Origin of the sequence: Spirillospora sp. CA-294931 (assembly GCF_050946795.1) — a bacterium.
Lineage (GTDB): Bacteria > Actinomycetota > Actinomycetes > Streptosporangiales > Streptosporangiaceae > Spirillospora.
In genome coordinates, this window is the sequence record NZ_CP192006.1 from 3048490 (window position 1) to 3071316 (window position 22827).

The following is a 22827-nucleotide window of genomic DNA, read 5'->3' on the forward strand; positions in this document are numbered from 1 at the left end:
GGGACGCGGCGCGTACGAGGATGGGGGGCATGCGCCTTCGGATCTTCACCGAGCCCCAGCAAGGGGCGAACTACGAGACCCTGCTCGCGGTCGCCAAGGCCACCGAGGACCTGGGCTTCGACGCGTTCTACCGCTCGGACCACTACCTCAAGTTGGGCGAGGTCTCGGGCGAGCCCGGCCCGTCGGACGCGTGGATCACGCTGGCCGGTCTCGCCCGCGAGACGAGCCGGATCAGGCTCGGCACGCTGATGACCGCCGCGACGTTCCGGCTGCCGGGGCCGCTGGCCATCGCGGTCGCGCAGGTCGACCAGATGAGCGGTGGACGGGTCGATCTCGGCATCGGCACCGGGTGGTTCGAGCAGGAGCACACCGCCTACGGCATCCCGTTCCCGAGCCTGGGCGAGCGCTTCGAGCGGCTGGAGGAGCAGCTGGAGATCATCACGGGCCTGTGGCGGACGCCGTCAGGCGCGACCTTCACCTACGACGGCCACTACTACACGCTGGCCGACTCGCCCGCGCTGCCCAAGCCCGTCCGCCCGGAGGGTCCGCCCATCCTGATCGGCGGCTTCGGCGCCAAGCGCACCCCGCGCCTGGCCGCGCTGTACGCCGACGAGTACAACGTCCCGTTCCACGGCCCGGACGACACCTCCGCCGCGTTCGAGCGGGTCCGCGCGGCCGCCGGGGCGGCGGGCCGGACCCGTCCCCTCGTCTACTCGGCGGCGCAGGTCGTGTGCTGCGGCCGGGACGAGGCCGAGATCGCCCGCCGTGCCGGCGCGATCGGGCGCAAGGTCGAGGAGCTGCGCGAGAACGGTCTGGCGGGCACGCCCCAGGAGCTGGTCGACAAGATCGGCAGGTTCGCCGCGCTGGGGGCCGAGACCCTCTACTTCCAGGTTCTCGACCCGCACGATCTCGACCACCTGGAGCTTCTCGCCACCGAGGTCATGGCCAAGCTCTAGGAGGTCGGGGGGAGTTTCGCGCCGCCGAGCGTCACGGCCTCGCGGTAGCCGGGCTCGTGGCGGCGCAGCAGGTCGGGGTTGGTCCCCTTGGCGCCGACCAGGGCCATGGTGAGGCTCTGCAGCGCGAGCGCTCCGCCCAGGAGCCGGACGACGGTGTCCGGGAGGTCGGTCGCGGGCAGCGTCAGACGGTTCGCCGGGGCGTCGACGCGGGAGCCGAGCGCCTCGGTGACGATCAACGTCGCCTTGATGCCGATGCGGTCGGCGGCCCGCAGAAGGCGCTCGGCGGTGGCCGCGGCGTCGCGGGGACGCGGGCCGCCGGTGCACAGCACGGCCAGGCCGCTGGCCTCGTCGTGGCCGACCATGTGCCCGTGCAGGAAGTCCTCGACCCCGAAGACGGCGGACGGGATCCAGGCGGCCTCCGCGACATCGAGGGCGAGCTCGCGCGCGGCGGGTTCGTCGGCCAGGCAGCCGACGCTGACGAAGCGCTCGATGTGCGCCATCGCGCGGCCGATCTCCAGCGCGTCGATGCGCAGGTGCAGCAGCCCGGTCAGGTAGCCGGTGATGGCCTCGGCGGCCAGGGGGCGTCCCTTGTAGCGCGCCGCGATCTGCAGGCCCGCCGCGATGGGAGTGCTGTAGCCGATGGTGTGGCAGTAGCTGGCGTCGCGCACGGGCAGGCGCAGGACGGTGTCGGCGAGGACGTGTGACGCCGTGCCGTCGGCCGCGGTGATGAGCGCCGTGAGCGCTCCGTTGGCGCGGGCCGCGGTGAGGGCGCCGACGGTCGAGGCGGAGCGTCCGCCGTGCGAGACGGCGATGCAGAGGCCGCCCCCGCGCGGCGCGCGGGCCTGGTCCTCCGACGCCCGGTACTCGGCTCGTGTGTTGGTCGGGTCGCCCAGGGCGTCGTTGAGGGCGACGGCGACGCCGCGGGCGGCGTGGCCCGCGGTGCCGGTGCCGGTGACCACGATCGGCTCGCCCGCGTCGATCGTGCCGTGCAGCAGGTCGGCGACCTCGTCCGCCGCCGCGTCGACGGCGGTGATCGTCTCGGCGACGGCCGCCGGCTGGAGGTCGATCATGTCGTCCATCACCCACGGAGGGCTCGTCCGCAGTTCGGGGTGGACCGCCGGGTCGTACCAGCCGGGAGCGCCGTGCGAAGTTTCCCTTGTGCTCATGGTTCCTCTTTTGTAGTATTACAAAGCCATGAATGCACTGATACAGTATCTCCAGGGGTGCGGGACGGCAAGGGACGTCAGCATGGGGATCGAGCGGGCGATCCATGAGGGGCACCTGCGTCCCGGCGAGGCACTGCCGACGATCCGGGCGCTGGCCGGGCAGCTGGGCGTCAACACCGCGACCGTCGCCAACGCCTACCGGCAGCTCCAGGCGCGCGGGCTGACCTACGGCGACCGCCGCCGCGGCACGCGGGTCAACGGCACGCCCGCCGCCTTCGGCCCGCCGCCGGGGCACACCGGCGGGCTCATCGACCTGGCCTCGGGGAACGTCGACCCCGCGCTCCTGCCGGATCTGGGCTCGGCCCTCGCGCACCGGTACCAGGGGACGACGTCCTACACCGCCGTGACGCTGCTGCCCCGGCTGCACGAGGTCGCGTCCGGCCAGTTCCGGGCGGACGGCATCGCCACCGGACGGCTGGCGGCGGTCAGCGGCGCGCTCGACGGCATCGAGCGCATCCTGAACGCCCACGTGAACGCGGGGGACCGGATCGCCCTGGAGGAGCCCTGCTTCTCCAGGACCCTCGACCTGGTCCGCTCCATGAACCTGACGGCCGAGCCCGTGGCCTGCGACCAGGAAGGACCACTGCCCGAGAGCCTGGCCCAGGCGCTCCGGCGGGGCGCGCGGGGCCTGATCGTCACACCCCGGGCGCAGAACCCCACGGGGTCCGCGCTGACGGCGGAGCGGGCCGAGCGGATCAAGGACGTCCTCGGGGAGCACCCGGGGACGCTTCTGATCGAGGACGACCACGCGGCCCTCGTCGTCGACCAGCCCGCGATCACCCTCACCGGGGGCTGGACGGGCCCATGGGCCGTGATCCGCTCGTACGCCAAGGCGCTGGGGCCCGACCTGCGCGTGGCCGTCGTCACCGGCGACGAGACCACGATCTCCCGGGTGGAGTGGAGACAGCGGCTGGGGATCGGCTGGGTCAGCCACATCCTCCAGGGAGCGGTCGCGGACCTGCTCGTCCAGCCCCCGGTCCAGCGGTTGCTCGACCGTGCCCGCCGCGTCTACTCCGAGCGCCGCGCGTTCGTGATCGAGACGCTGGCCGAGGCCGGAGTGACCGCCCACGGCCGCTCCGGCTTCAACGTGTGGGTGCCGGTGCGCCACGAGTCCGACACGGTGCTCGCCCTTCGCGAGCACGGATACGCGGTCCTGGCCGGGGAGCGCTTCAGGCTCGGCGGCCCTCCCGCGATCCGCGTCACCACGGCCGCGCTCCCCACCCAGGACGCGGCGCGGTTCACCGAGGCCCTGCGATCGGTGCTGGCCGCGACGCCCGGCACCGGCGCCACGACGTGACCGTTCAGTCCGCGGGGCGCGCCTGCTTGGGGAGCAGGTAGGTCAGGGCGAAGACGAGGGCCAGCATCGCCAGTTCCAGCCAGAGCGTCGCCTTGACGGCGGTGGTGAAGGTGGCCGCGGTGGCGTGGTCGGTGATCAGGCCGAAGAAGACGGTGCCCAGGACGGCCGCGCCCAGCGCGCTGCCCAGTTGCTGGACGGCGGTGAGCGTGCCCCCGGCGGAACCGGTCTCCTCGGGGTCGACGCCCGCCAGGACGATGTCGAAGTAGGGCGCCATGACCAGGCCCATGCCGAATCCCGTGAGGATCAGGGACGGCAGGAGCTGCCAGGGCCCGACGGGGGAGCCGGACAGCTCCAGTGTGAGCGCGAGGGTCGTCACCCCGGCGCCCATCACCAGGGCGCCGCCGTGGATGACCTTGCGGCCGAAGCGGGCCAGGGCCTGGGCCGCGACGAAGCCGAGCACGATCCCGATCGACCACGGGATCTGGGTCAGGCCCGCCTTGAACGCCGAGTAGTGCAGGCCCAGTTGCAGGTAGAGGGTGAGGACGAGGCCGAGCCCGGCGACGCCCGCGAACATCACCAGCCCGAGGACGAGGCCGCCGCTGAAGGCGCGCTTGGCGAACAGGCTCGGGACGATGAGCGGTGAGCCGCCCGCGCGGTGCTTGCGCACCTCGAAGCGCCCGAACATCACCAGGACCGCGACGGCGGCGGCCATCATCACGAACGTCCAGGCGGGCCAGCCGAGCTCGCGGCCCTGGACGATCGGGTACACCAGCAGCCCGGCTCCGGCGGCGGCCAGCAGGGCGCCGGTCAGGTCGAGCCGGTCGCGGTTCTCGGCGCGGCCTTCGGGCAGGTACCGCAGGCCCGCCAGGATGGTGGCGATCCCGAGCGGCAGGTTGATCAGGAAGATCATCCGCCAGCCGGTGCCGAAGAGGTCGGCCTTGACCAGCCAGCCCGCCAGGACGGGGCCGCCGACCGACGACAGGCCCATGATGGGGCCGAAGAGGCCGAAGGCGGCGCCCATCTCCTTGGGCGGGAACATCTGCTTGATCATGCCGATGCCCTGCGGCAGCATCAGCGCGCCGAACAGGCCCTGCACGACGCGGGAGCCGACGAGCATCCCGGGGCTGACGGCGATGCCGCACAGCAGGGAACCGGCCGTGAACCCGGCGGCGCCGATGAGGAAGACGCGGCGGCGGCCGTAGAGGTCGCCGAGGCGTCCGCCGGTCATGAGGCCGATGGCCATCGCCAGCGTGTACCCGGCGGCGAGCCACTGGATGGTGGTGGCCGAGCCGCCGATGTCGGCGCGGATGCTGGGGGCGGCGATGTTGGTGATCAGGGCGTCCAGCATGTCCATGATCTCGCCCGCCAGGATGACCAGCAGGGCGACCCACCGCCATCGGAACGGCTGGACGGACGGCGGCGAGGCGGAGGAGGCGAGGGTCTCGGTCACAGGGGGTCCCCGATTCGAAGAACAGTGTTCGTTGGCTACGAACACTGTTCTAAGTGGGAACGGTGTTCGTGTCAAGTACGATGTTCGCAGGCCGAGGAGTGGAGGACCGGTTGGACGCCGACCTGGAGATGCCGACCCCGCCCGGACGCAGGCCCCGCAAGAGCGGCTCGCCCCGCACGCCGCTCTCGCAGGATCTGATCGTTTCGGCGGCCATCCGGGTGCTGGACGCCGACGGGCTCGACGCGGTCAGCATGCGGCGCGTCGCGCAGGAACTGGAGACCGGGCCCGCCTCGCTCTACGCCCACGTCTCCAACAAGGAGGAGCTCCTGGAGCTGATGCTCGACCGCATCGCCGGCGAGGTGCGGCTGCCCGAACCCGACCCGGAGCGCTGGCGCGAGCAGGTCAAGGAGGTCTGCCGCGACGCGCGCCGCGTCTGGCGCGCCCACGCCGACATCGCGCGGGCCTCGCTGGGCCTCATCCCCACGGCCCCGAACCTGCTGCGGATCGCCGAGTGCCAGCTGGCCCTCATGCGCGCGGGCGGCGTCCCGTCCCAGGTCGCCGCGTTCGCCGTCGACACCCTCGGGATGTTCGTCGACTCCGACACCATCGAGGACTCGGTCTACGTCGCCAGACTCGCCGAAGGCGAGACCCCCGAGGAGTACTGGACGAAGCGGGTCACCCAGATCCGCGACTACTACGGCGCCCTGCCCCCGTCCCGCTTCCCCCACATCCGCGCGATGGCGGACGAGCTGACCCAGGGCGGCGGCGACGAGCGCTTCGAGTTCGGTCTCGACATCCTCGTGCGGGGCATCGCCTCCTACGCCGAGCCGCCGCCCCAGGGCGTCGCGCCGCCGATCGAAGATCCGCCGGACCCGCGCTAGGAGGCGAAGGTCCTCGCGAAGGCGGCGTGGCGCGGAGAGCCCTTGGCGGTGTCCCACACGGCGAAGACGATGTGCTCGAAGCGGCCCTCGAAGTCGCCGCCGGGCGCGATGTGGGCGGCGAACGCCTCGGCCACCTCGGCCGGGTCGTTGCGGAAGACGCCGCAGCCCCAGGCCCCGAGGACCAGGCGCCGGTGGCCGTGCGCGTGCGCGACCGCGTAGACGCGGTGGGCGCGGCGGCGCAGGACGTCCGGGATCTCCCGGGCCTTCTCCGGGTCGCGGATCGCGCCCCGGTTGGGCGCCGGGGACGTGAGGAACGCGACCTGGTAGGGCCGGTCGAGCAGGCGTCCCGAGTCGTCCCGGAAGACCGGGACGCCGGGCGAGTAGATCATGTGGTCGCTGTAGAGCAGGTCGCCCTGGGCGCGGTGGAAGTCGTAGAACTCCCGCGCCGCCAGCAGCGAGGTGTAGAGCCCGGACGAGCGCGCCAGCCCCTCCTCCTGGGCGTGCGCCCCGTTGAGGAATCCGCCTCCGGGGTTCTTGGCCGAGGCGAAGTTGAGCGCGAGCGGCTCCCCGTCGCCGTCGCACAGCCGGTGCGCGGCCGCCAGGGTCGTCTCGTCGGTGACCTCGACCCGCGTCCCGCCGCCGGGCCCGGCCGGGACGGGCAGCGGCTCGTCCGGCCGGTGCAGCACGGTCCCCCGCACACACGCCTCGAGGGCGGAGGAGAGATCGACGGTGCCGTAGTGCCCGCGCTCAAGGATGGCCGCGGTCTCCTGGGCGATCGCGCGGCGAGGATGTCTGCTCATATCGATCACCAGTCTGACGACCCCCACCCCGCCACCGCCACCGGATAACCCATTGGGTTCCAGGTGCGGGGACCCCCAGACTTGAACGGTGCTACTCACGATCTCCACCACGCTGTCCCCCGCCACCGACCTCGGTTTCCTCCTCCACAAGCATCCCGACCGGGTGCAGGTGTTCGAGCAGGCGTTCGGGACGGCGCATGTCTTCTACCCCGACGCGGACGAGGACCGCTGCACGGTCGCGCTGCTGCTCGACGTCGACCCGATCAGGCTGGTGCGCACCCGGGGCAAGAACACGCCGGACTTCTCCCTCGGCCAGTACGTCAACGACCGGTCGTACGCGGCGTCGTCGCTGCTGGCGTCGGCGATGGCGGCGGTCTTCCGCACGGCGATGCGGGGACGGTGCGAGGCGCGTCCCGAGCTGCCGGGGCGGCCGATGCCGCTGGAGATCACGCTGCCCGCGCTGCCGTGCCGGGGCGGGGCCGCGGCCGCGGAGCGGTACTTCGCGCCGCTCGGGTGGGACGTGCGAGCGGTGCCCGTCCCGCTCGACCCGGGGTTCGCCGAGTGGGGCGACTCGCGGTACGTGACGCTGACGCTCACCGGCGAGCTGCGGCTGGCCGACGCGCTGAACCAGCTCTATGTGCTGCTGCCGGTGCTGGACGACTCCAAGCACTACTGGCTCGCCCCGGACGAGGTCGACAAGCTGATCCGCGCGGGGGAGGGCTGGCTGGCGGCCCACCCGGAGCGGGACTCGATCACCCGCCGGTACCTGGCCAACCGGCGCGCGCTGGTGCGCGCCGCGCTGGGTCGCCTGGCCGACGCCGACGACAGCCCCGAGGACGAGCTCTACCGCGAGCAGCTGGAAGAGGAGCGGCCGGAGTCGGCGTCGGTGCCGCTGGCCGAGCGGCGCGTCCAGGCCGTGCTCGACGTCCTGCGGGACGAGCGCGCCCCCCGGGTGATCGACCTCGGCTGCGGCAGCGGCACGCTGGTCGCCCGGCTCAAGGACGACCCGTACTTCGAGCGGATCCACGGCACCGACGTCTCGGACCGCGCGATCGCCATCGCGACCCGGCGCGCGGCGGCCGGCGACGCGCGCGTCGAGGTCTTCCAGGGCGCGCTGACCTACGCCGACGAGCGCTTCCGCGGCCACGACGCGGCCGTGCTGATGGAGGTCGTCGAGCACATCGACCCGCCGCGGCTCCCGGCCGTGGAGAAGGTCGTCTTCGGCGACGCGCGTCCCCGGGTGGTGCTGGTGACCACGCCGAACGTCGAGCACAACGTGCGCTACGAGGGGCTGGCACCGGGCGCGATGCGGCATCCCGACCACCGCTTCGAGTGGACGCGCGCCGAGTTCGCCGCGTGGGCCGAGCGGGTCGCGGCGGCCCACGGATACCAGGTCAGGTACGTGCCGGTCGGGGACGACGACGCCGAGGTGGGCGCCCCGACCCAGATGGGCGTGTTCACGCTGCGGGAGGCCGTGTGATGACTGAGCTGAGGCTGCCCGAGATGGGCCTGGTTGTACTGGTGGGCGTGTCCGGTTCGGGCAAGTCGCACTTCGCGCGCAAGCACTTCAAGCCGAGCCAGGTGGTGTCCTCGGACGCCTGCCGGGCGATGGTCTCCGACGACGAGAACGACCAGTCGGCCACCGGCGACGCGTTCGACCTGCTGCACTACATCGTCGGCAAGCGGCTGCGGCGCGGGCTGCTGACCGTGGTGGACGCGACGAACGTCCAGCAGCAGGCGCGGCAGTCGCTGCTGCGGCTGGCCAAGGACCACGACGTGCTGGCGATGGCGATCGTGCTTGACGTGCCCGAGCGCGTCGCGGTCGAGCGCAACGCGGCCCGTCCCGACCGCGACCTGCCCGACCATGTCGTGCCCCGGCAGCGCCGCGAGCTGCGCCGCGGCCTGCGCGCGCTGGGACGCGAGTTCAAGCGCTCCTACGTCATTACGGGTGTCGAGGAGATCGAGGCCGCCACCGTCACCTACGAGAAGGCGTGGAACGACCGGCGCGAGCTGGCCGGGCCGTTCGACGTGATCGGCGACGTGCACGGCTGCCGCGCCGAGCTGGAGGACCTGCTGGGCGAACTCGGCTACGAGATCGAGCGCGACGCGGAGGGGCGTCCCGAGGGCGCCAACCACCCGGGTGGCCGGACGGCGGTGTTCGTCGGCGACCTGGTCGACCGGGGACCCGACTCGCCGGGCGTGCTGCGTCTGGTCATGGGGATGGTCGCGGCCGGGAACGCGCTGTGCGTGTCGGGCAACCACGAGGCCAAGCTGGTCCGGGCGCTCCAGGGGCGCAAGGTCCGGGTCGCGCACGGGCTGGCCGAGTCGCTGGAGCAGCTGGCCGCCGAGCCGGAGGAGTTCCGCGCGGACGCCGTCGGGTTCATGGACGGCCTGGTCAGCCACTACGTGCTGGACGGCGGCCGTCTGGTGGTGGCGCACGCCGGGCTCAAGGAGGACTACCACGGCCGGTCGTCCGGCCGGGTCCGCTCGTTCGCGCTGTACGGCGACACCACGGGGGAGACCGACGAGTACGGGCTGCCGGTGCGGTACCCGTGGGCGCGCGACTACCGGGGCACGGCGATGGTCGTCTACGGCCACACCCCGGTGCCGGAGGCCGAGTGGATCAACAACACGATCTGCCTCGACACCGGCGTGGTCTTCGGCGGGAAGCTGACCGCGCTGCGCTATCCCGAGCGCGAGCTGCACTCCGTCCCGGCGCGCCAGGTCTGGTACGAGCCGGTGCGCCCGCTGGTCGCCGCACCGGGTGGCCACCGCGAGACCGACGTGCTGAAGATCGAGGACGTGCTCGGCAACGAGGGGGTGGAGACCCGGCTGATGGGACGGGTCTCGGTGCGGCACGAGAACGCGGTCGCGGCGCTGGAGGTGATGAGCCGGTTCGCGATCGATCCGCGCTGGCTGGTCTACCTGCCGCCGACGATGGCCCCGGCCGCGACCTCGTCCCTGCCCGGGTATCTGGAGCACCCGGCCGAGGCGCTGGCGGCGTACCGCGACATGGGCCTCGACCGGGTCGTGTGCGAGGAGAAGCACATGGGGTCGCGCGCCGTGGCCGTGGTGTGCCGGGACGCCGGGGTCGCGTCCGCGCGGTTCGGCGTGGACGACGGCGCGTCCGGCGCGGTCTTCACCCGGACGGGACGGGCGTTCTTCCGCGACCCGGCCCGCACCGCCGAGGTGCTGGAGCGGCTGCGGACGGCGATCGGCGCCGCCGGGCTCTGGGACGCGCTGGAGACCGGCTGGCTGGTGCTGGACGGCGAGCTGCTGCCCTGGTCGGCCAAGGCAATGGAGCTGATCAGGACGCAGTACGCCGCGACCGGCGCCGCCGCCCGCGCGGCGCTGCCGGTGGCCTCGGACGTCCTGGCCCGCGCGGCCGGGCGCGGCCTGCCCGTCGACGCGCTGCGCGCGCACATCGGCCGCCGCGAGGCCAACGCGGCCCTGTTCCGCGACGCCTACGCCCGCTACTGCTGGCAGGTCGACGGCCTGGACGGCATCAGGTTCGCCCCGTTCCAGATCCTGGCGGGGGAGGGCCGGGCGTGGGGGTCGCTCCGGGAGCACACCTGGCACATGGAGACCCTCGGCGCGCTGGTGGCGGCCGACCCGTCCGGGCTGCTGCTCGGGACGGAGTCGCACGTGGTCGAGCTGGGCTCGGAGGCGTCGGTGGCGGCCGTGACCAAGTGGTGGCAGGAGCACACCGAGGCCGGCGGCGAGGGCATGGTCGTCAAGCCGCTCGGGCCGGTGCCCGAGGGCCGCAAGGTCCAGCCGGGCATCAAGTGCCGGGGCCGGGAGTATCTGCGGATCATCTACGGCCCCGACTACACCGAGCCGGAGAACCTCGACCGGCTGCGCGGGCGCTCGCTGGGGCGCAAGCGTTCGCTGGCGATGCGCGAGCACGCGCTGGGCGAGGAGGCGCTGACCCGGCTGACGGGCGGTGAGCCGCTCTGGCGGGTCCACCAGGCGGTGTTCGCGGTCCTGGCGCTCGAATCGGAGCCCGTCGACCCGCGTCTCTGAGCAAGAGGGTCTTGTCCATCGCCGTCTCCCAGGCTTAAAGTCATCCAACCAATTGACTTAGGGAGACGGCGATGCGGCAGCTCTCATTGGTTTTGGTCCTTCTGGTCACCATAGTCATCAGACCTCTTGCGGTTCCGGTGGCCGCTGAGGAACCGCCCGGCACCCCGTCGGTCGTGCCCAGGCCCGCCGAGTGGAACGCGCTCGGCGGCGCCGTCGCCCTCACCCCGCGCTCGCGGATCGTGGTCGACGCCGCATCGGGACCGCTGACGGCGACGCCGTCCGGACGCCGGGAGCTGCCCGGCCCCGCCCGGCAGACCGTCCGGCAGCTCGCCCGTGAGCTTCGCGACGACATCCGGCGGGTCACCGGCCTCGACCCCCGCGTCACCGGCGGGAAGGCCGCCCCCGGCGACATCCGCCTGGCCCTGACCGACGACCGCGCGCTCGGCGCGGAGGGCTACCGGTTCGACAGCTCCGGCGTCATCGCCATCGAGGCCGCCTCGACCCACGGCCTGTACTACGGCACCCGCACCCTGCTCCAGACGCTGCGCGCCGACCCCCGCCACCGCGACGTCCCCCGGGCGCGCAGCACCGACCGTCCCACCCAGCGCGTCCGGATGGTCCACCTGGACGCCAGCCGCAAGTTCTGGCAGGTCGGCTACCTGGAGAACCTGATCCGCAGGATGGGGGACCTCAAGCTCAACACGCTCTTCCTGCACCTGTCCGACGCCGAGGGCTTCCGGCTCAACAGCCCGAAGTTCCCCGGTCTGGCCGACCCGGCGAGCAGCTACGACCGCGCCGACATCGAGCGGCTCAAGGCCCTGGCCGCGCGGCAGCACGTCCAGCTGATGCCCGGCATCGACGTCCCCGGCCACGCGACCGTGCTCAGCGAGGCGTTCGGCATCGGGTTCGGGACGGGCCCGAACCCCTGCACCGACGCGCAGACCCACTCCCACCTCACACCCGACTGGACGCTCGACATCACCGACCCCCGCACCACCCGGGTGACCCAGAAGATCGTCGGTGAGTTCGCCCGCTGGTTCGACGCGCCGCTGTTCAGCATCGGCGCCGACGAGCTGCCCGGCCAGCTGGCCCAGTGCGACCGGGTCAAGCGCGCGCTGGCCGCCGACCCCGACGTCAGCACGCTGGGCGACCTGGTCAAGCGCTACATCAACGCGCTGGACGGCGTCGTCCGCGCCCAGGGCAAGCGCACCGCCGTCTACAACGGCTCGGAGCACATGCCCGCCCCGCAGCAGAGGCTCGACCCCTCGGTGGTCTTCCTGACCTGGGAGGGCACCGGCACCGAGCCGGTCATCCCGGGCCACGACGAGATCGCGATCGGCAAGTTCTACGTGACGCCGAACAACTACCACAACCTCTATCCGGACGAGGCGTGGATGCACGGCACTTGGACGCCGAGCACGGCCCCGGACATGCTCGGCTCGGGCCTGGCGAACTGGGCCGACTACAAGTACTGGTCGCGGGACGGTTACTTCGAGCGGCACATGGCCGGGCCCCGCGCCCTCATGGCCGACCGCTCCTGGAACGGCACGCCCGCGCCCGGCACGCTCGACGCCTTCCGCGCGCTGACGGCGAAGATCGGCGACCCGCCCGGCGTCCTTCCCGGCACGGCGCCGCCCCGCGTGGACGACGGCAGGCCCAGCCACCACTGGACGTTCGACCAGGCGTCCTACCCCAAGGGCTGGACCTACGCCAGCCGCCCGCCCAACACGCTGATGGCCGAGGACGTCGCGGGCGACCTGCCCGGCACGACCTACATCATCAACAACCCGGCGCTGGTCGAGGGCGGGGTGCGCGGCCAGGCGTTCCGGTTCGACCACGACCGCGACGGCGTGGGCTTCGGCGGCCTCGACCTCACCGAGCCCTGGACCGCGTCCGCATGGGTGAGGCTCACCGCCCGCACCCCGGACGCGGTGCTGCTCAGTTCCAAGGCGGGCGCGCTCAAGCTCCAGCAGTACGGCACCGGCAAGGTCGGGCTGACCCGGTACGGGGTCGCCGACCACAGTTTCGACTACACGCTCCCGCTCGACCGCTGGGTGCGGCTGACCTGGGTGACCGAGCCCGGACGCACCACCCTGTACGCCGACGGCGAGCGGGTGGGCGCCGTCGGCGCGTCGATCCCGCTGCCGCTGCGCTCGGTCGGCACCCCGAGCGCGAGCCTGCGCGGCGACCTCGACGAGCTCGTCACCTGGGACGAGCCCCTCTCCGCCGACCAGGTCCGCACCGACTTCGCCCGCTACAACCGCTGATCCGCAGGGAACCGCAGGAAGAGGAGTCAATGAGACGCACCCCGAAGGCGGTGGCCGCCGCGACGGTGGCCGCCACCCTGATCGTCTCGCCCGTCGCCAACGCCGAGCCGCCGTCCACCCCCGATTACCAGCCCACCGTCGAGTCCCTCAACAGCCACCCCACCCCCGCGTGGTTCAAGGACGACAAGTTCGGCATCTTCATCCACTGGGGCGCCTACTCGGTGCCCGCCTGGGGCCCGCGCGGCAGCTACGCCGAGTGGTACTGGAACTACATGAACAGCGCGGGCAGCGCGACGAACGAGCACCACGCGGAGAAATACGGGAAGGACGCCGCCTACGACGCGTTCATCGGCCAGTGGAAGGCCGAGAGGTTCGACCCCGACGACTGGGTGAAGCTCTTCAGGGACGCGGGCGCCAAGTACTTCGTGTTGACCTCCAAGCACCACGAGGGCCTCTCGCTGTTCGACAGCGAGGTCAGCGGGCGCGACACCACCGATCTCGGCCCCAGGCGCGACCTGGTCGGCGACCTGTTCAAGGCCGCCCGCAAGGAACCCGGGATGCGCGCCGGGCTCTACTACTCCCTCTACGAGTGGTTCAACCCGAGCTACACCGGCAAGCCCGTGAAGAACCCCTACACCGGCGCGACCGTGCCCTACACCGGGCTTCCCGACGTCAAGGACTACGTCGGCGACTACATGGCGCCGCAGATGCGGGAGATCGTCAAGCGGTACGACCCCGACGTCCTGTGGTGCGACGGGCAGTGGGAGAAGCCCGCCTCGTACTGGAAGACCGCGCCGGTGCTGGCCGAGTACTACAACCAGGCCAAGAACCGGCCGAACCCCAAGGACGTCGTCGTCAACAACCGCTGCAAGATCCAGAGCGGGAACCTCGACAGCCCCGAACTGGACTTCCAGACCCCCGAATACACCGTCAAGGAGGACATCGACCCCGACAAGTGGGAGGCCAGCCGGGGCATCGCCCACTCCTACGGCTACAACCAGAACGAGCCCGACGAGGACCATCTGACCGCCGACCAGCTGATCGACTCGCTGGCCGACATCGTCAGCAAGAACGGGAACCTGCTGCTGGACATCGGCCCCAAGGCCGACGGCACCGTCCCGGACATCCAGCGGCGGCGGCTGCTCGACATCGGCGCCTGGCTGAAGATCAACGGCGAGGCGATCTACGGGACGACCTACTGGCACCACGCCGAGGAGCCCACCGGGGACGACGACGTCCGCTACACCGTCAAGGACGGCACCCTCTACGCGACCGCGCTGAAGTGGCCGGGGGAGAAGCTGACGCTGGGCCGTGACGTTCCCGCCGGGCGCGGCACCAAGATCACGCTGCTCGGCTCCGACGGCCGTGACCTGGGCTGGAGCCGCGACTCGGCCGGACGGGTCGTCGTCACCACCCCGTCCCAGGGCGAAACCGCCACCCGGAGCAAGAACGCCTACGTCTTCAAGATCAGCACCCCGGGCGTCAACAACCTCATCCGCACCCGCACCGAACTGCCCGGCGAGGTCGCCCCCGGCCGGTCCGCCGACGGGACGATCACCGCGACCAACACGGGCCGCACCCCGTCCGCCCCGACCCGGGTGGACCTGAAGGCCCCCAAGGGCTGGACGGTCACCCCGGCGTCCACGCGCCTCCCGGCGCTCAAGCCGGGCGCCGACGCGCGGCTCGCGCTGAAGGTCACGCCCCCGGTGGGCACGCCGCGCGGCACCTATCCGCTGGACATCACGCTGAAGACGGGACGGCAGACCTCAACGACCAGCGTCACGATCACGGTCGTCCCGGAGAACCTCGCCCAGGGCAAGAACGCCACGCAGAAGAGCACCGGCTACGACGCCCCGGCCGCGCGGGCCGTGGACGGCAGGACCGACGGGAGCTTCGGCAACGGGTCGGTGTCGCACACCGCCGAACCGGAGAAGCAGGCGTGGTGGCAGGTCGACCTCGGCAGGTCCGAAGAGCTGGGCACGGTCGACGTCTGGAACCGCACCGACTGCTGCTCGGACCGGCTCCAGGACTACTGGGTGCTGACCTCCGAGCAGCCCATCACGGCCGACGGGCTGGAGGAGGCCAAGGCGACGCCGGGCGTCACGGCCGTCCACGTGGCGGCCAAGGCCGGACATCCCTCGGTGGTGACGCTCCCTCCGGGGACGAAGGGGCGCCACGTCCGCGTGCAGCTGGCGTCGGGCACCGCCCCGCTGACCCTGGCTGAGGTCCAGGTACGGGGCCGCTGACCCGAGCCGTCGCACTCCACCCCACCCCCAGCCCGTCGGGTTGGGGGTGGAGTGGGCCGATCAGGTCGTGAAGAGCATGTGGAACACGCCGCCGTGGTGCGGGCGGTGGTGTCCGTGGTGATGGTGGTGAACCGCGGGCGCGGCGGGGGCGCCCCAGGCGGGCGCGGCCGGGGTCGCGGGCGGCGGAGCGGCCCGGTAGGTGGCCTCCATCCGGCTCAGCGCCTCGAGCTCGCCGTAGTCGAGGAAGATTCCTCGGCAGCTGTCACATTGCTCGATGTGAACGCCATTGCGGGTGTAGGTCCGCATGACGGCATGACATTTAGGGCAGTGCATTGCCTTGTCGTCCTTCCGGTATGGATCCCCAGGTAGAGGCTAAATGTAGGGCAGCCCGAGCGCCAGTCAGGCCAGGTCCCCCGTACTGGAGATTCTTCGGCACGTGTCGATCAGGGCGGTTTCGGCCCCGTCGAGGCGCCGATTCGCCTCCTGTGCGGATTTGACGCACGTGGCGGCGATCTGGATCGCCAAAATTCGGGCGGGTTCGTCCAGGCCCGTCCAGAGCGCGTCGCCCTCGGGGGCGGCCGGGCCGCCGAAGGCCCGGTAGGCCACCAGGAAACGCGCCCAGTCGTCGGGGTGCAGCACCCCCGCCAGGTACAGCGCGGCGGGCCTGGCCAGGTCCCAGGCCGGGTCGCCGACGCCGAGGTCCTCCACGTCGATCAGCCGCCAGGTGCCGCCGGAGCGGACCATCTGGCCCAGATGCCAGTCGCCGTGGACGACGCGTCCCTCGCGCACGGGCGGCTGTTCGGCCTCGCCCCTGATCCAGGCGGGCAGCGTCGCGAAGGCCGCGCGGACCGCGTCGGCCTCGGGCCCGCCGCCCAGCTCGCCCACCAGCCGGGCGACGCGCGCCGGACGCCCCCAGGGCGGAGTGCCCGCCGGGACGGGCGCCTGGTGGAGCAGGGCCAGCAGGCGGCCCGCGTCCTCCCAGGGCGGGTCGTCCGGGCTGACCGGCTCCCCGTATGGCCAGACGGTCACCACGCGGCCGTCCACCCGCAGCGGCGGGCCCAGGGGCGCCAGCAGCAGGCGCGGCAGCGCGGCCGCCACCTCCAGCCGGGCGGCGAGCCGGGGGCCGCCGTCGCGGTCGGCCTGGTGGGCCTTGACGACCACGTCCCCGGCCCTGATCACCAGGACGCCGTGGCGGTCGTAGAGAATGCCCGGCTCGCGTACCTCGGCACCGGCGCGGGCCAGTGCGATCTCGGCGAGCCGGGCATAGAGCCCGGGGTCGGTGGCAGCGATTCGCACCCCGCCAGTCAACCATCAGGCGTCAGCGGTCGAAGATCTCCAACTCCCAGAGCGAGTAGCCGTAGATCGTCCCCCGCCTCGTCCCGTACATCCGGACCCAGCGGGCATCGCGGGGCGCGAACTCGACCACGTCGATCTGGCCGTCACCGTTGGTCCTGGTGTGGACGGTCGTCCACACGCCGCCCCCGGTCGAGGTCTGGATCTTGTAGTCGCGGCCGTAGGCGGCCTCCCAGCGCAGCAGGGTGTAGCCGACCTTGCGGACCGAGCCGAGGTCCACCTCGATCCACTGCGGGTCCCAGCGGGCGCTGGACCAGCGGGTGCCGGTGAGGCCGTCCACGGCCTTGGGCCCCTCGGTGCCGGTCTTCTCCACGGTGGAGACCTTGACCGGCCGCTTGAGCGCCAGGTTGGTCTTGAGCCGGTAGGTCGCGGTGAGCTGGACGTCGCTCTCGGCCGCCGTCACATTGTGCGTCGCTGCGCCGCCGTCGGACCAGCCCGCGAACTCGTAGGCCCGGTTGCCGAGCAGCTGCGTCCGGGTGGGCGCGGAGACCGAGACCGCCGACCCGGCGATGACCGTGCCGGTGAACGGGGCGGCCTTGGTGGTCTCCAGCAGCGTCAGCGGCACGCCCGGCGGGTCGCTCGCCAGCGTGACCGTGCTGGTCCTGGGATGCAGCTCGACGCTCTTGGTGTCGGTCAGCCCGTCGGAGTCGGTCACGGTGAGCCGCAGCTCGATCCAGGACGGGTACTCGTGGTCGGGCGCGGTGAACTCGCCGCTCGTGCCGTTCTGCCCGCTGATGGTGTGGGTGTGGCAGCTGCTCGGGCAGTGATGCATGATCGTCTGCCAGCTCAGCGAGTCGCCCGCCAGCGCCCCGTCCTCGCCGTCGTCGGCCCGCCCGGAGAAGGCGATCCGGTCGCCGACCTTCCAGGTCGTCCCGGCCGACGGGCTCTCGATCGTCGCCACGGGCGGTGTGGAGCCCGCGGTGACGACGGTCGTGGCCGTGTCCGCGGCCCCGCGCGTGTCGGTGACCCTCAACCCGACGGTGTGCCGTCCCCGGGTCTGGAAGGTGGCGCTGACCTGGCCGTCGGTCGAGTCGTCGTACGCGCCGTCGCCGTCGAGGTCCCAGGCGTAGGCGAGCGGGACGTTGCCGTCGGCGTCGCTGGAGGTGGTGCCGTCGAAGGCCACCGTCAGCGGGAGCGGGCCGCTGGTCACGTCCGTCCTGATCGCCGCGACGGGCGGGTTGTTGGCGCCGTTGTAGACGTAGCGGACGATCCGCCCGCCCGCGATGTCGACGGCGAAGATGTCACCGCCGGGCCCGGCCTTGAGCTCGACGACGGAGCCCGAGGCCGACGCGAAGGTCTCGATCTTGGTGTTGTCGGGCAGCCCGTCGGCGCCGGGCTTCATCGCCCAGACGCACTTGCGGGCGTAGTCGGTGAAGAACAGGGCGTTGCGGTACTGCGCCGGGTACACCGTCCCGGCGTAGAACGACAGTCCGCTGATCGAGGAACTGCCGGTGCCGCAGTTCTCCCCGGCGACGATCTTGTTCGCGTGGTTGTAGGCGTAGCGCGGCGAGATCGCGCTGTTCTCGGTGTAGAGGTTCTCGCAGATGGTGAGGTCGGCGGCGTCGTACCCGGGGGTGCGGCCACCGCTCTCCTTGCACGGCCAGCCGAAGTTGCGCACCTCGGTGGTCGGCGACCACACCCGGTTGATCTCCTCCCAGGTCGTGTAGCCGACATCGCCGACCCACGCCTCATTGGTGCCGGGACGCATCGTGAACCGGTAGGGGTTGCGCAGGCCGTAGGCCACGATCCGGCGGGCGTTCTCGTCACCGGTGGCCGTCGGGTTGCCCGCGGCGGCCAGGCCGGTGTCGGGGTCGAGGCGCGCGATCGTCCCGTCCAGCGTGGTCGGGTCGGCCGGGGTGCGCCGGTCCTGCGAGCGCAGCGCGCCGCCCTCGGCAGCCGGGGCCGCCAGCGGCGTCCCGGCGGGCTTGGGCGGGTCGCCGCAGGCGTTGTCCTTCTGCCCGTAGTCGGCGTAGCCGAAGCTGGCGCCGTCGCCGCCGCTGGCGTAGAGCATCCCGTCCTTGCCGAAGGCCAGCGCGCCGACCGAGTGGCTGGAGAACTGCTGGCAGTAGTCCTCCAGCAGGACCTGCTCGGAGACGGGCCCGGCGGCGCGGGCCTGCACCGCCGGCGTCAGGACGGAGACCCGCCCCGCGACCACGCACCCGAAGTTGTTGGCGCCGGGCGGGTCGGGACAGTTGTCGTTGGTCCCGTCGGCGGAGGGCCACTTGGGGAACGAGCCGCCCATGACCCCGTTGTAGGTGTAGCTGACGTAGAGGCGGGGGTCGGCGGGGAAGTTCGGATGCAGGGCCATGCCCAGCAGGCCCCGGTCCCACCCGTTGAACGTCTGCGGCCGCAGGTCGGCGTACACCGTCGCGGTGGTGTCGGCGAACGAGTCGAAGACCTTGACGATCCCGCTCTTCTCCGCGACGAACACGCGGCCGTCGGGCGAGAACCCCACGCTCGTCGGCATCGTGAGCCCCGTGAAGACGGTCTTCTCCTGGAAGTTGGCCGGCAGCACCGCCGCGGCCGCCGCCGCCCGGGTCCCGGCGCTGCCGGGCACGACGAGCAGGGAGGCGACGAGCACCGGCGCCAGGAGGATGGTGAGAAGGGATCGGCCGCGAGCGGATCCCGTGATGCGTACGTCCACGGACGAATCCCTTTCTGAGCCCCGTACGGAGCGATGCGAAATGCAGCTCCAAACCGGACGATGAACCCTTTTCGCGGTGAATGCTTGCTTTGGACCGAACGTGGCCGCTTTGTCAGCCGGTTCCGGTCAGCGGGTCAACCGATGGGACCCGCCGCGCGACGCGGACCAGGCGTTTCTTCTCGCAACCGCTGCCTCAGGACCTTGCCGAGGATGTTGCGGGGGAGGTCCGTGCGAGGCCTGAACTCCGCCGGCACCTTGTAGTGCGAGAGGTACTTCTCGCAGTGGCGGCGCAGCTCGTCCGCCGAGAACGGGTAGGCCGGATGCTCGACGACATAGGCGATCACGCGCTCCCCGCGGCGCTTGTCGGGCTCGCCGATCACCGCGCAGCCGTGCACGGCCGGGTGACGGCGCAGCACCTCCTCGACCTCGGTGGGGAACACGCTGAAGCCGTTGACCTTGATCATGTCGCGCTGCCGCTCCAGGATCGTCACGAAGCCGCCCGGGCTCATCTCCGCGATGTCGCCGGTGCGCAGCCAGCCCTTCGACAGCACCTGCGCGGTCGCCAGCGGCGCCTTCCAGTAGCCCGCGAACACCTGCGGGCCGCGCACCACCAGCTCGCCCGCCTCGCCCGGCGGCAGCACGCGGGTCGGCTCGTCCTGGTCGACGATCACCGCCTCGCTGCCGGGCAGCGGTACCCCGACGGTGATGTTGCGGGCGTCCGGCCCGATGGGGTTGGCGGTGACGGCCGGGGACGCCTCGGTCAGCCCGTAGCACTGGATCAGCCGGTTCCCGCCCAGCGCCTCCAGCCGGACGGCCGTCGGCTGGTCCAGCGCCCCCGCCCCGGAGATCAGCACGCGCAGCGAGCGCAGGTCGGCACGGCGCAGCCGGGGATGGTCGAGCACCTGCTCGTACAGCGTCGGGACGCCGGGGAACATGGTCGGCCGGTGCCGCCGCAGCGCCCTGATCACCTGCACGCCGTCGAAACGGGGGAGGAGCACCACCGCCCCGGCCTTCATGACCGGCGCGATCAGGCAGCTCATCAGGCCGAACGAGTGGAAGATCGGCAGCACCGCCAGCGTCACCTCGCGGCCGTCGCGGCACCCGACGTCCCAGGCGTGCTGCTGGGTCGCGTTGGCGACCAGGTTGCGATGGGTGAGCATCACGCCCTTGGGACGTCCCTCGGTGCCCCCGGTATAGACGATGGCAGCCAGGTTCTTGGCCGGGTCGACCCGGTAGGGCCGGACGCGCCGCTGGGGCGGCGCCAGCAGCGAGGCGAAGGCCGTCACCCGGGGGTCGGACGCCGGGACGTCCGCCGTCAGCGAGGCCCGGAGCCGCCGGGTCTGGTGCAGCGGCAACCGCAGGGCCAGCCGCTTGAGCAGCGGGAGATGATCGATCACCGAGGTGACGATCAGCCGGTCGGCCGGGAGGCCCGTGGCCCTGACCGTCGCGTACGAGCGGTCCAGCGTCACCACCACGCGCGCCTCGCAGTCGGCGAGCTGGTGCCGCATCTCCTCCTCGGTGTAGAGCGGGTTGTGCGGCACCGCGATCGCGCCCCGGCGCACCACACCGAAGAACGCGATCACCATCTGCGGGCAGTTGGGCAGCACCAGCGCGACCCGGTCGCCCGGCTGGACGCCGAGCCGGTGCAGCCCCGCCGCGAAGCGACCGGCCGCGTCCCGCAGCGCCCGGTACGACATCCGCCGCCCGAAGTAGATCAGGGCCGTCCGGTTCGGGTGGCGCCGCGCGGCGTCGTCCAGCAGCCTGGTGACCGAGATGTCGGGGATCTCCGGGTCGGCGGGCACCCCGTCCGGATACCACCGCAGCCACGGTTGCGGGACTCCCGAAGACGGCCACATATCCGGGGATTCAATCACTTACGGGGCGTGGTTGTGGAGCCTCTAAAGTGGCGCCATGAGCCACGATCCCGCGATCCGCCGGCTGTCGTCCCGGGTGGTCTACGAGAACCGCTGGATGACGGTGCGCGAGGACGAGATCGAGCGTCTTGACGGCTCGCGCGGCATCTACGGGGTCGTCGACAAGACCGACTTCGCGCTCGTGATCCCCGCCGAGAACGGCGGCTTCCACCTGGTCGAGGAGTACCGCTACCCGATCGGACGGCGCGCCTGGGGCTTCCCGCAGGGCTCGTTCCCCGCGGGCCGCACCGGCACCCCCGAAGAGCTGGCCCGCCACGAACTGGCCGAGGAGACCGGGTTCCGCGCCGGGACGATGACCCCGCTGGGCTACCTGCACTGCGCCCAGGGCACCAGCGGCCAGGGCTTCCACGCCTACCTGGCCACCGGCCTCAAGCCCGGCGAGCACGCCCGCGAGGTCGAGGAGCAGGACATGCGCCAGCGCTTCGTCACCCGCGCCGAGTTCCGGGCGTTGATCCGCGACGGCTCCATCACCGACGACTCCACCGTCGCCGCCTACACGCTGCTGGCACTTTACGAAGAATCCTGACTCGCTCTGGCCCGTCGTCTTGTGAACCGTTGACGGCACGGGAGAGGATCCCGTTGGCAATCTCCAACGGACGGGGTGTGGTTCATGCGGAACTGGCGCAAGAGGATGGCGGTCGTCACCGCGTTCACGACGGTCATCGGTTCGGGTCTGGCGGTTCCGGCGCACGCCGAGCCGCGCGGCCTGCGGCTCACCAGGCTCCTGGGCGAGCAGCGGCTGCCGCTCAAGCTCCAGTTCCAGGGCACGACCTTCGGCGGCGTATCGGGTATCGACCGCGACCCGCGCACCGGGACCTGGTACCTGATCTCCGACGACCGGTGGCGGTACAACCCCGCCCGCTTCTACACCGGACGCCTCGACATCCACCCCCGCACCGGCTCGTTCAGCGGCATCCGACTCACCGGAGTCAAGACGCTGCTGCGCCCGAACGGGACCCCTTACCCCGGCTTCGGCCAGCCCGAATCCGCCGACCCCGAGACCATCAGGTTCGACCCGCGCACCCGGGGGCTGCTCTGGGCCCACGAGGGCGACCGCTCCGACGAGACCCACCCGGGCATCCCCCTCTCGGACGTCTTCGTCCGCCGGATCACCCCCCAGGGACGCCACGTAGGCGAGCTGCCGCTGCCCGGCAACGTCCGCCTCACCGACGAGCACAAGGGCCCCCGCCGCAACTTCGGCTTCGAGGGCCTGACCATCGCGCCCCACTCGATCGCCGCCGTCATCGAAGGACCCCGCTACGAGGACGGCGAGCAGCCCACCGTCCACCGCGGCGCCCCCGCCCGCATTACCGTCTGGGACCGCGCGGGCCGCCGCGTCCGCGCCCAGTACGCCTACCAGATCGACAAGCTCCCGGCCGCGCCGATCCCGCCGACCGGCGCCACCGACACCGGCGTCTCGGAGATCCTCGCCATCGACGACCACCGCTACCTCGCCCTCGAACGCTCCTGGCTGGAGGGCGTGAACTACAAGGTCAAGCTGTACGAGTTCGACCTGCGCGGCGCCACCAACGTCCTGTCCCGCGACAGCCTGAAGCAGGGCCGGTACCGTCCCGTCCGCAAGCGCCTGATCCGCGACCTCAGCACCATCACGCCCACCCAGAACCTGGAGGCCATGGCCTGGGGGCCGCGACTGGCCACCGGCGAGCGCACCCTGGTGATCGCCTCGGACGACAACTTCGACAGCCGGGAGATCACCCAATTCCTGGCGTTCGGAGTCCGCGGCCGCTGA

The 22827-nt window shown here is 72.1% G+C and carries 16 protein-coding genes; 9 read left to right on the plus strand and 7 right to left on the minus strand.

Annotated elements, in window-relative coordinates:
* Positions 1–29 precede the first annotated feature (29 nt).
* The gene (locus ACQPY4_RS13600) at positions 30–956 is read left to right on the plus strand and encodes an LLM class F420-dependent oxidoreductase (RefSeq protein WP_433336107.1); all 927 of its coding nucleotides are present in this window, start codon (positions 30–32) and stop codon (positions 954–956) included.
* On the opposite strand, the gene ACQPY4_RS13605 is transcribed toward ACQPY4_RS13600, so the two are convergent.
* The gene (locus ACQPY4_RS13605) at positions 953–2122 is read right to left on the minus strand and encodes an SIS domain-containing protein (protein ID WP_433336109.1); all 1170 of its coding nucleotides are present in this window, start codon (positions 2120–2122) and stop codon (positions 953–955) included. The genes ACQPY4_RS13600 and ACQPY4_RS13605 overlap by 4 nt on opposite strands.
* Before the next feature lie 28 nt (positions 2123–2150).
* Between ACQPY4_RS13605 and ACQPY4_RS13610 the strand changes: the two genes are divergently transcribed.
* Positions 2151–3479 carry an aminotransferase class I/II-fold pyridoxal phosphate-dependent enzyme gene (locus ACQPY4_RS13610; RefSeq protein WP_433336111.1) on the plus strand — a complete coding sequence of 443 codons (1329 nt, stop codon included), beginning with the start codon at positions 2151–2153 and terminating at the stop codon, positions 3477–3479.
* Between the two features lie 4 nt (positions 3480–3483).
* On the opposite strand, the gene ACQPY4_RS13615 is transcribed toward ACQPY4_RS13610, so the two are convergent.
* Positions 3484–4929 carry an MFS transporter gene (locus tag ACQPY4_RS13615; RefSeq protein WP_433336113.1) on the minus strand — a complete coding sequence of 482 codons (1446 nt, stop codon included), beginning with the start codon at positions 4927–4929 and terminating at the stop codon, positions 3484–3486.
* Between the two features lie 80 nt (positions 4930–5009).
* Between ACQPY4_RS13615 and ACQPY4_RS13620 the strand changes: the two genes are divergently transcribed.
* Positions 5010–5810, plus strand: a complete 801-nt coding sequence (locus ACQPY4_RS13620) for a TetR/AcrR family transcriptional regulator (RefSeq protein ID WP_433336115.1) — start codon at positions 5010–5012, stop codon at positions 5808–5810.
* Here the strand turns inward: ACQPY4_RS13620 and ACQPY4_RS13625 are convergent.
* Positions 5807–6610: a TIGR02452 family protein gene (locus ACQPY4_RS13625; protein ID WP_433336117.1), complete on the minus strand. Its 804-nt coding sequence runs from the start codon at positions 6608–6610 to the stop codon at positions 5807–5809. The genes ACQPY4_RS13620 and ACQPY4_RS13625 overlap by 4 nt on opposite strands.
* 88 nt (positions 6611–6698) lie before the next feature.
* Here ACQPY4_RS13625 and ACQPY4_RS13630 point away from each other — a divergent pair, with 88 nt between their 5' ends.
* From ACQPY4_RS13630 to ACQPY4_RS13645, 4 genes are all read left to right on the plus strand, one after another.
* Entirely contained in the window at positions 6699–8090 is a 1392-nt protein-coding gene (locus tag ACQPY4_RS13630; protein ID WP_433336119.1) for a 3' terminal RNA ribose 2'-O-methyltransferase Hen1, read from the plus strand.
* Positions 8090–10633 carry a polynucleotide kinase-phosphatase gene (locus ACQPY4_RS13635; protein ID WP_433336121.1) on the plus strand — a complete coding sequence of 848 codons (2544 nt, stop codon included), beginning with the start codon at positions 8090–8092 and terminating at the stop codon, positions 10631–10633. Before ACQPY4_RS13630 ends, ACQPY4_RS13635 begins: the two co-directional genes overlap by 1 nt.
* Positions 10634–10770: 137 nt before the next feature.
* Positions 10771–12900, plus strand: coding sequence for a family 20 glycosylhydrolase (locus ACQPY4_RS13640; RefSeq protein ID WP_433336123.1), 2130 nt, complete (start codon positions 10771–10773; stop codon positions 12898–12900).
* 29 nt (positions 12901–12929) lie between these two features.
* Complete coding sequence (locus ACQPY4_RS13645; protein ID WP_433336125.1) at positions 12930–15146, plus strand: alpha-L-fucosidase; 2217 nt, start codon at positions 12930–12932, stop codon at positions 15144–15146.
* Between the two features lie 60 nt (positions 15147–15206).
* Here the strand turns inward: ACQPY4_RS13645 and ACQPY4_RS13650 are convergent, their stop codons facing one another.
* The 4 genes from ACQPY4_RS13650 to ACQPY4_RS13665 form a co-directional block, all read right to left on the minus strand.
* Positions 15207–15452 carry a zf-TFIIB domain-containing protein gene (locus ACQPY4_RS13650; RefSeq protein ID WP_433336127.1) on the minus strand — a complete coding sequence of 82 codons (246 nt, stop codon included), beginning with the start codon at positions 15450–15452 and terminating at the stop codon, positions 15207–15209.
* Positions 15453–15545: 93 nt separating this feature from the next.
* Positions 15546–16442: a phosphotransferase family protein gene (locus tag ACQPY4_RS13655; RefSeq protein ID WP_433336129.1), complete on the minus strand. Its 897-nt coding sequence runs from the start codon at positions 16440–16442 to the stop codon at positions 15546–15548.
* A 22-nt stretch (positions 16443–16464) separates the two neighbouring features.
* Positions 16465–19143: a PQQ-dependent sugar dehydrogenase gene (locus tag ACQPY4_RS13660; protein ID WP_433336131.1), complete on the minus strand. Its 2679-nt coding sequence runs from the start codon at positions 19141–19143 to the stop codon at positions 16465–16467.
* Positions 19144–19277: 134 nt separating this feature from the next.
* Positions 19278–20945: an AMP-binding protein gene (locus tag ACQPY4_RS13665; protein ID WP_433336133.1), complete on the minus strand. Its 1668-nt coding sequence runs from the start codon at positions 20943–20945 to the stop codon at positions 19278–19280.
* A 109-nt stretch (positions 20946–21054) separates the two neighbouring features.
* On the opposite strand from ACQPY4_RS13665, the gene ACQPY4_RS13670 reads away from it, so the two are divergent.
* Complete coding sequence (locus ACQPY4_RS13670; RefSeq protein ID WP_433336135.1) at positions 21055–21603, plus strand: NUDIX domain-containing protein; 549 nt, start codon at positions 21055–21057, stop codon at positions 21601–21603.
* Positions 21604–21687: 84 nt separating this feature from the next.
* Entirely contained in the window at positions 21688–22827 is a 1140-nt protein-coding gene (locus tag ACQPY4_RS13675) for an esterase-like activity of phytase family protein (protein WP_433336137.1), read from the plus strand.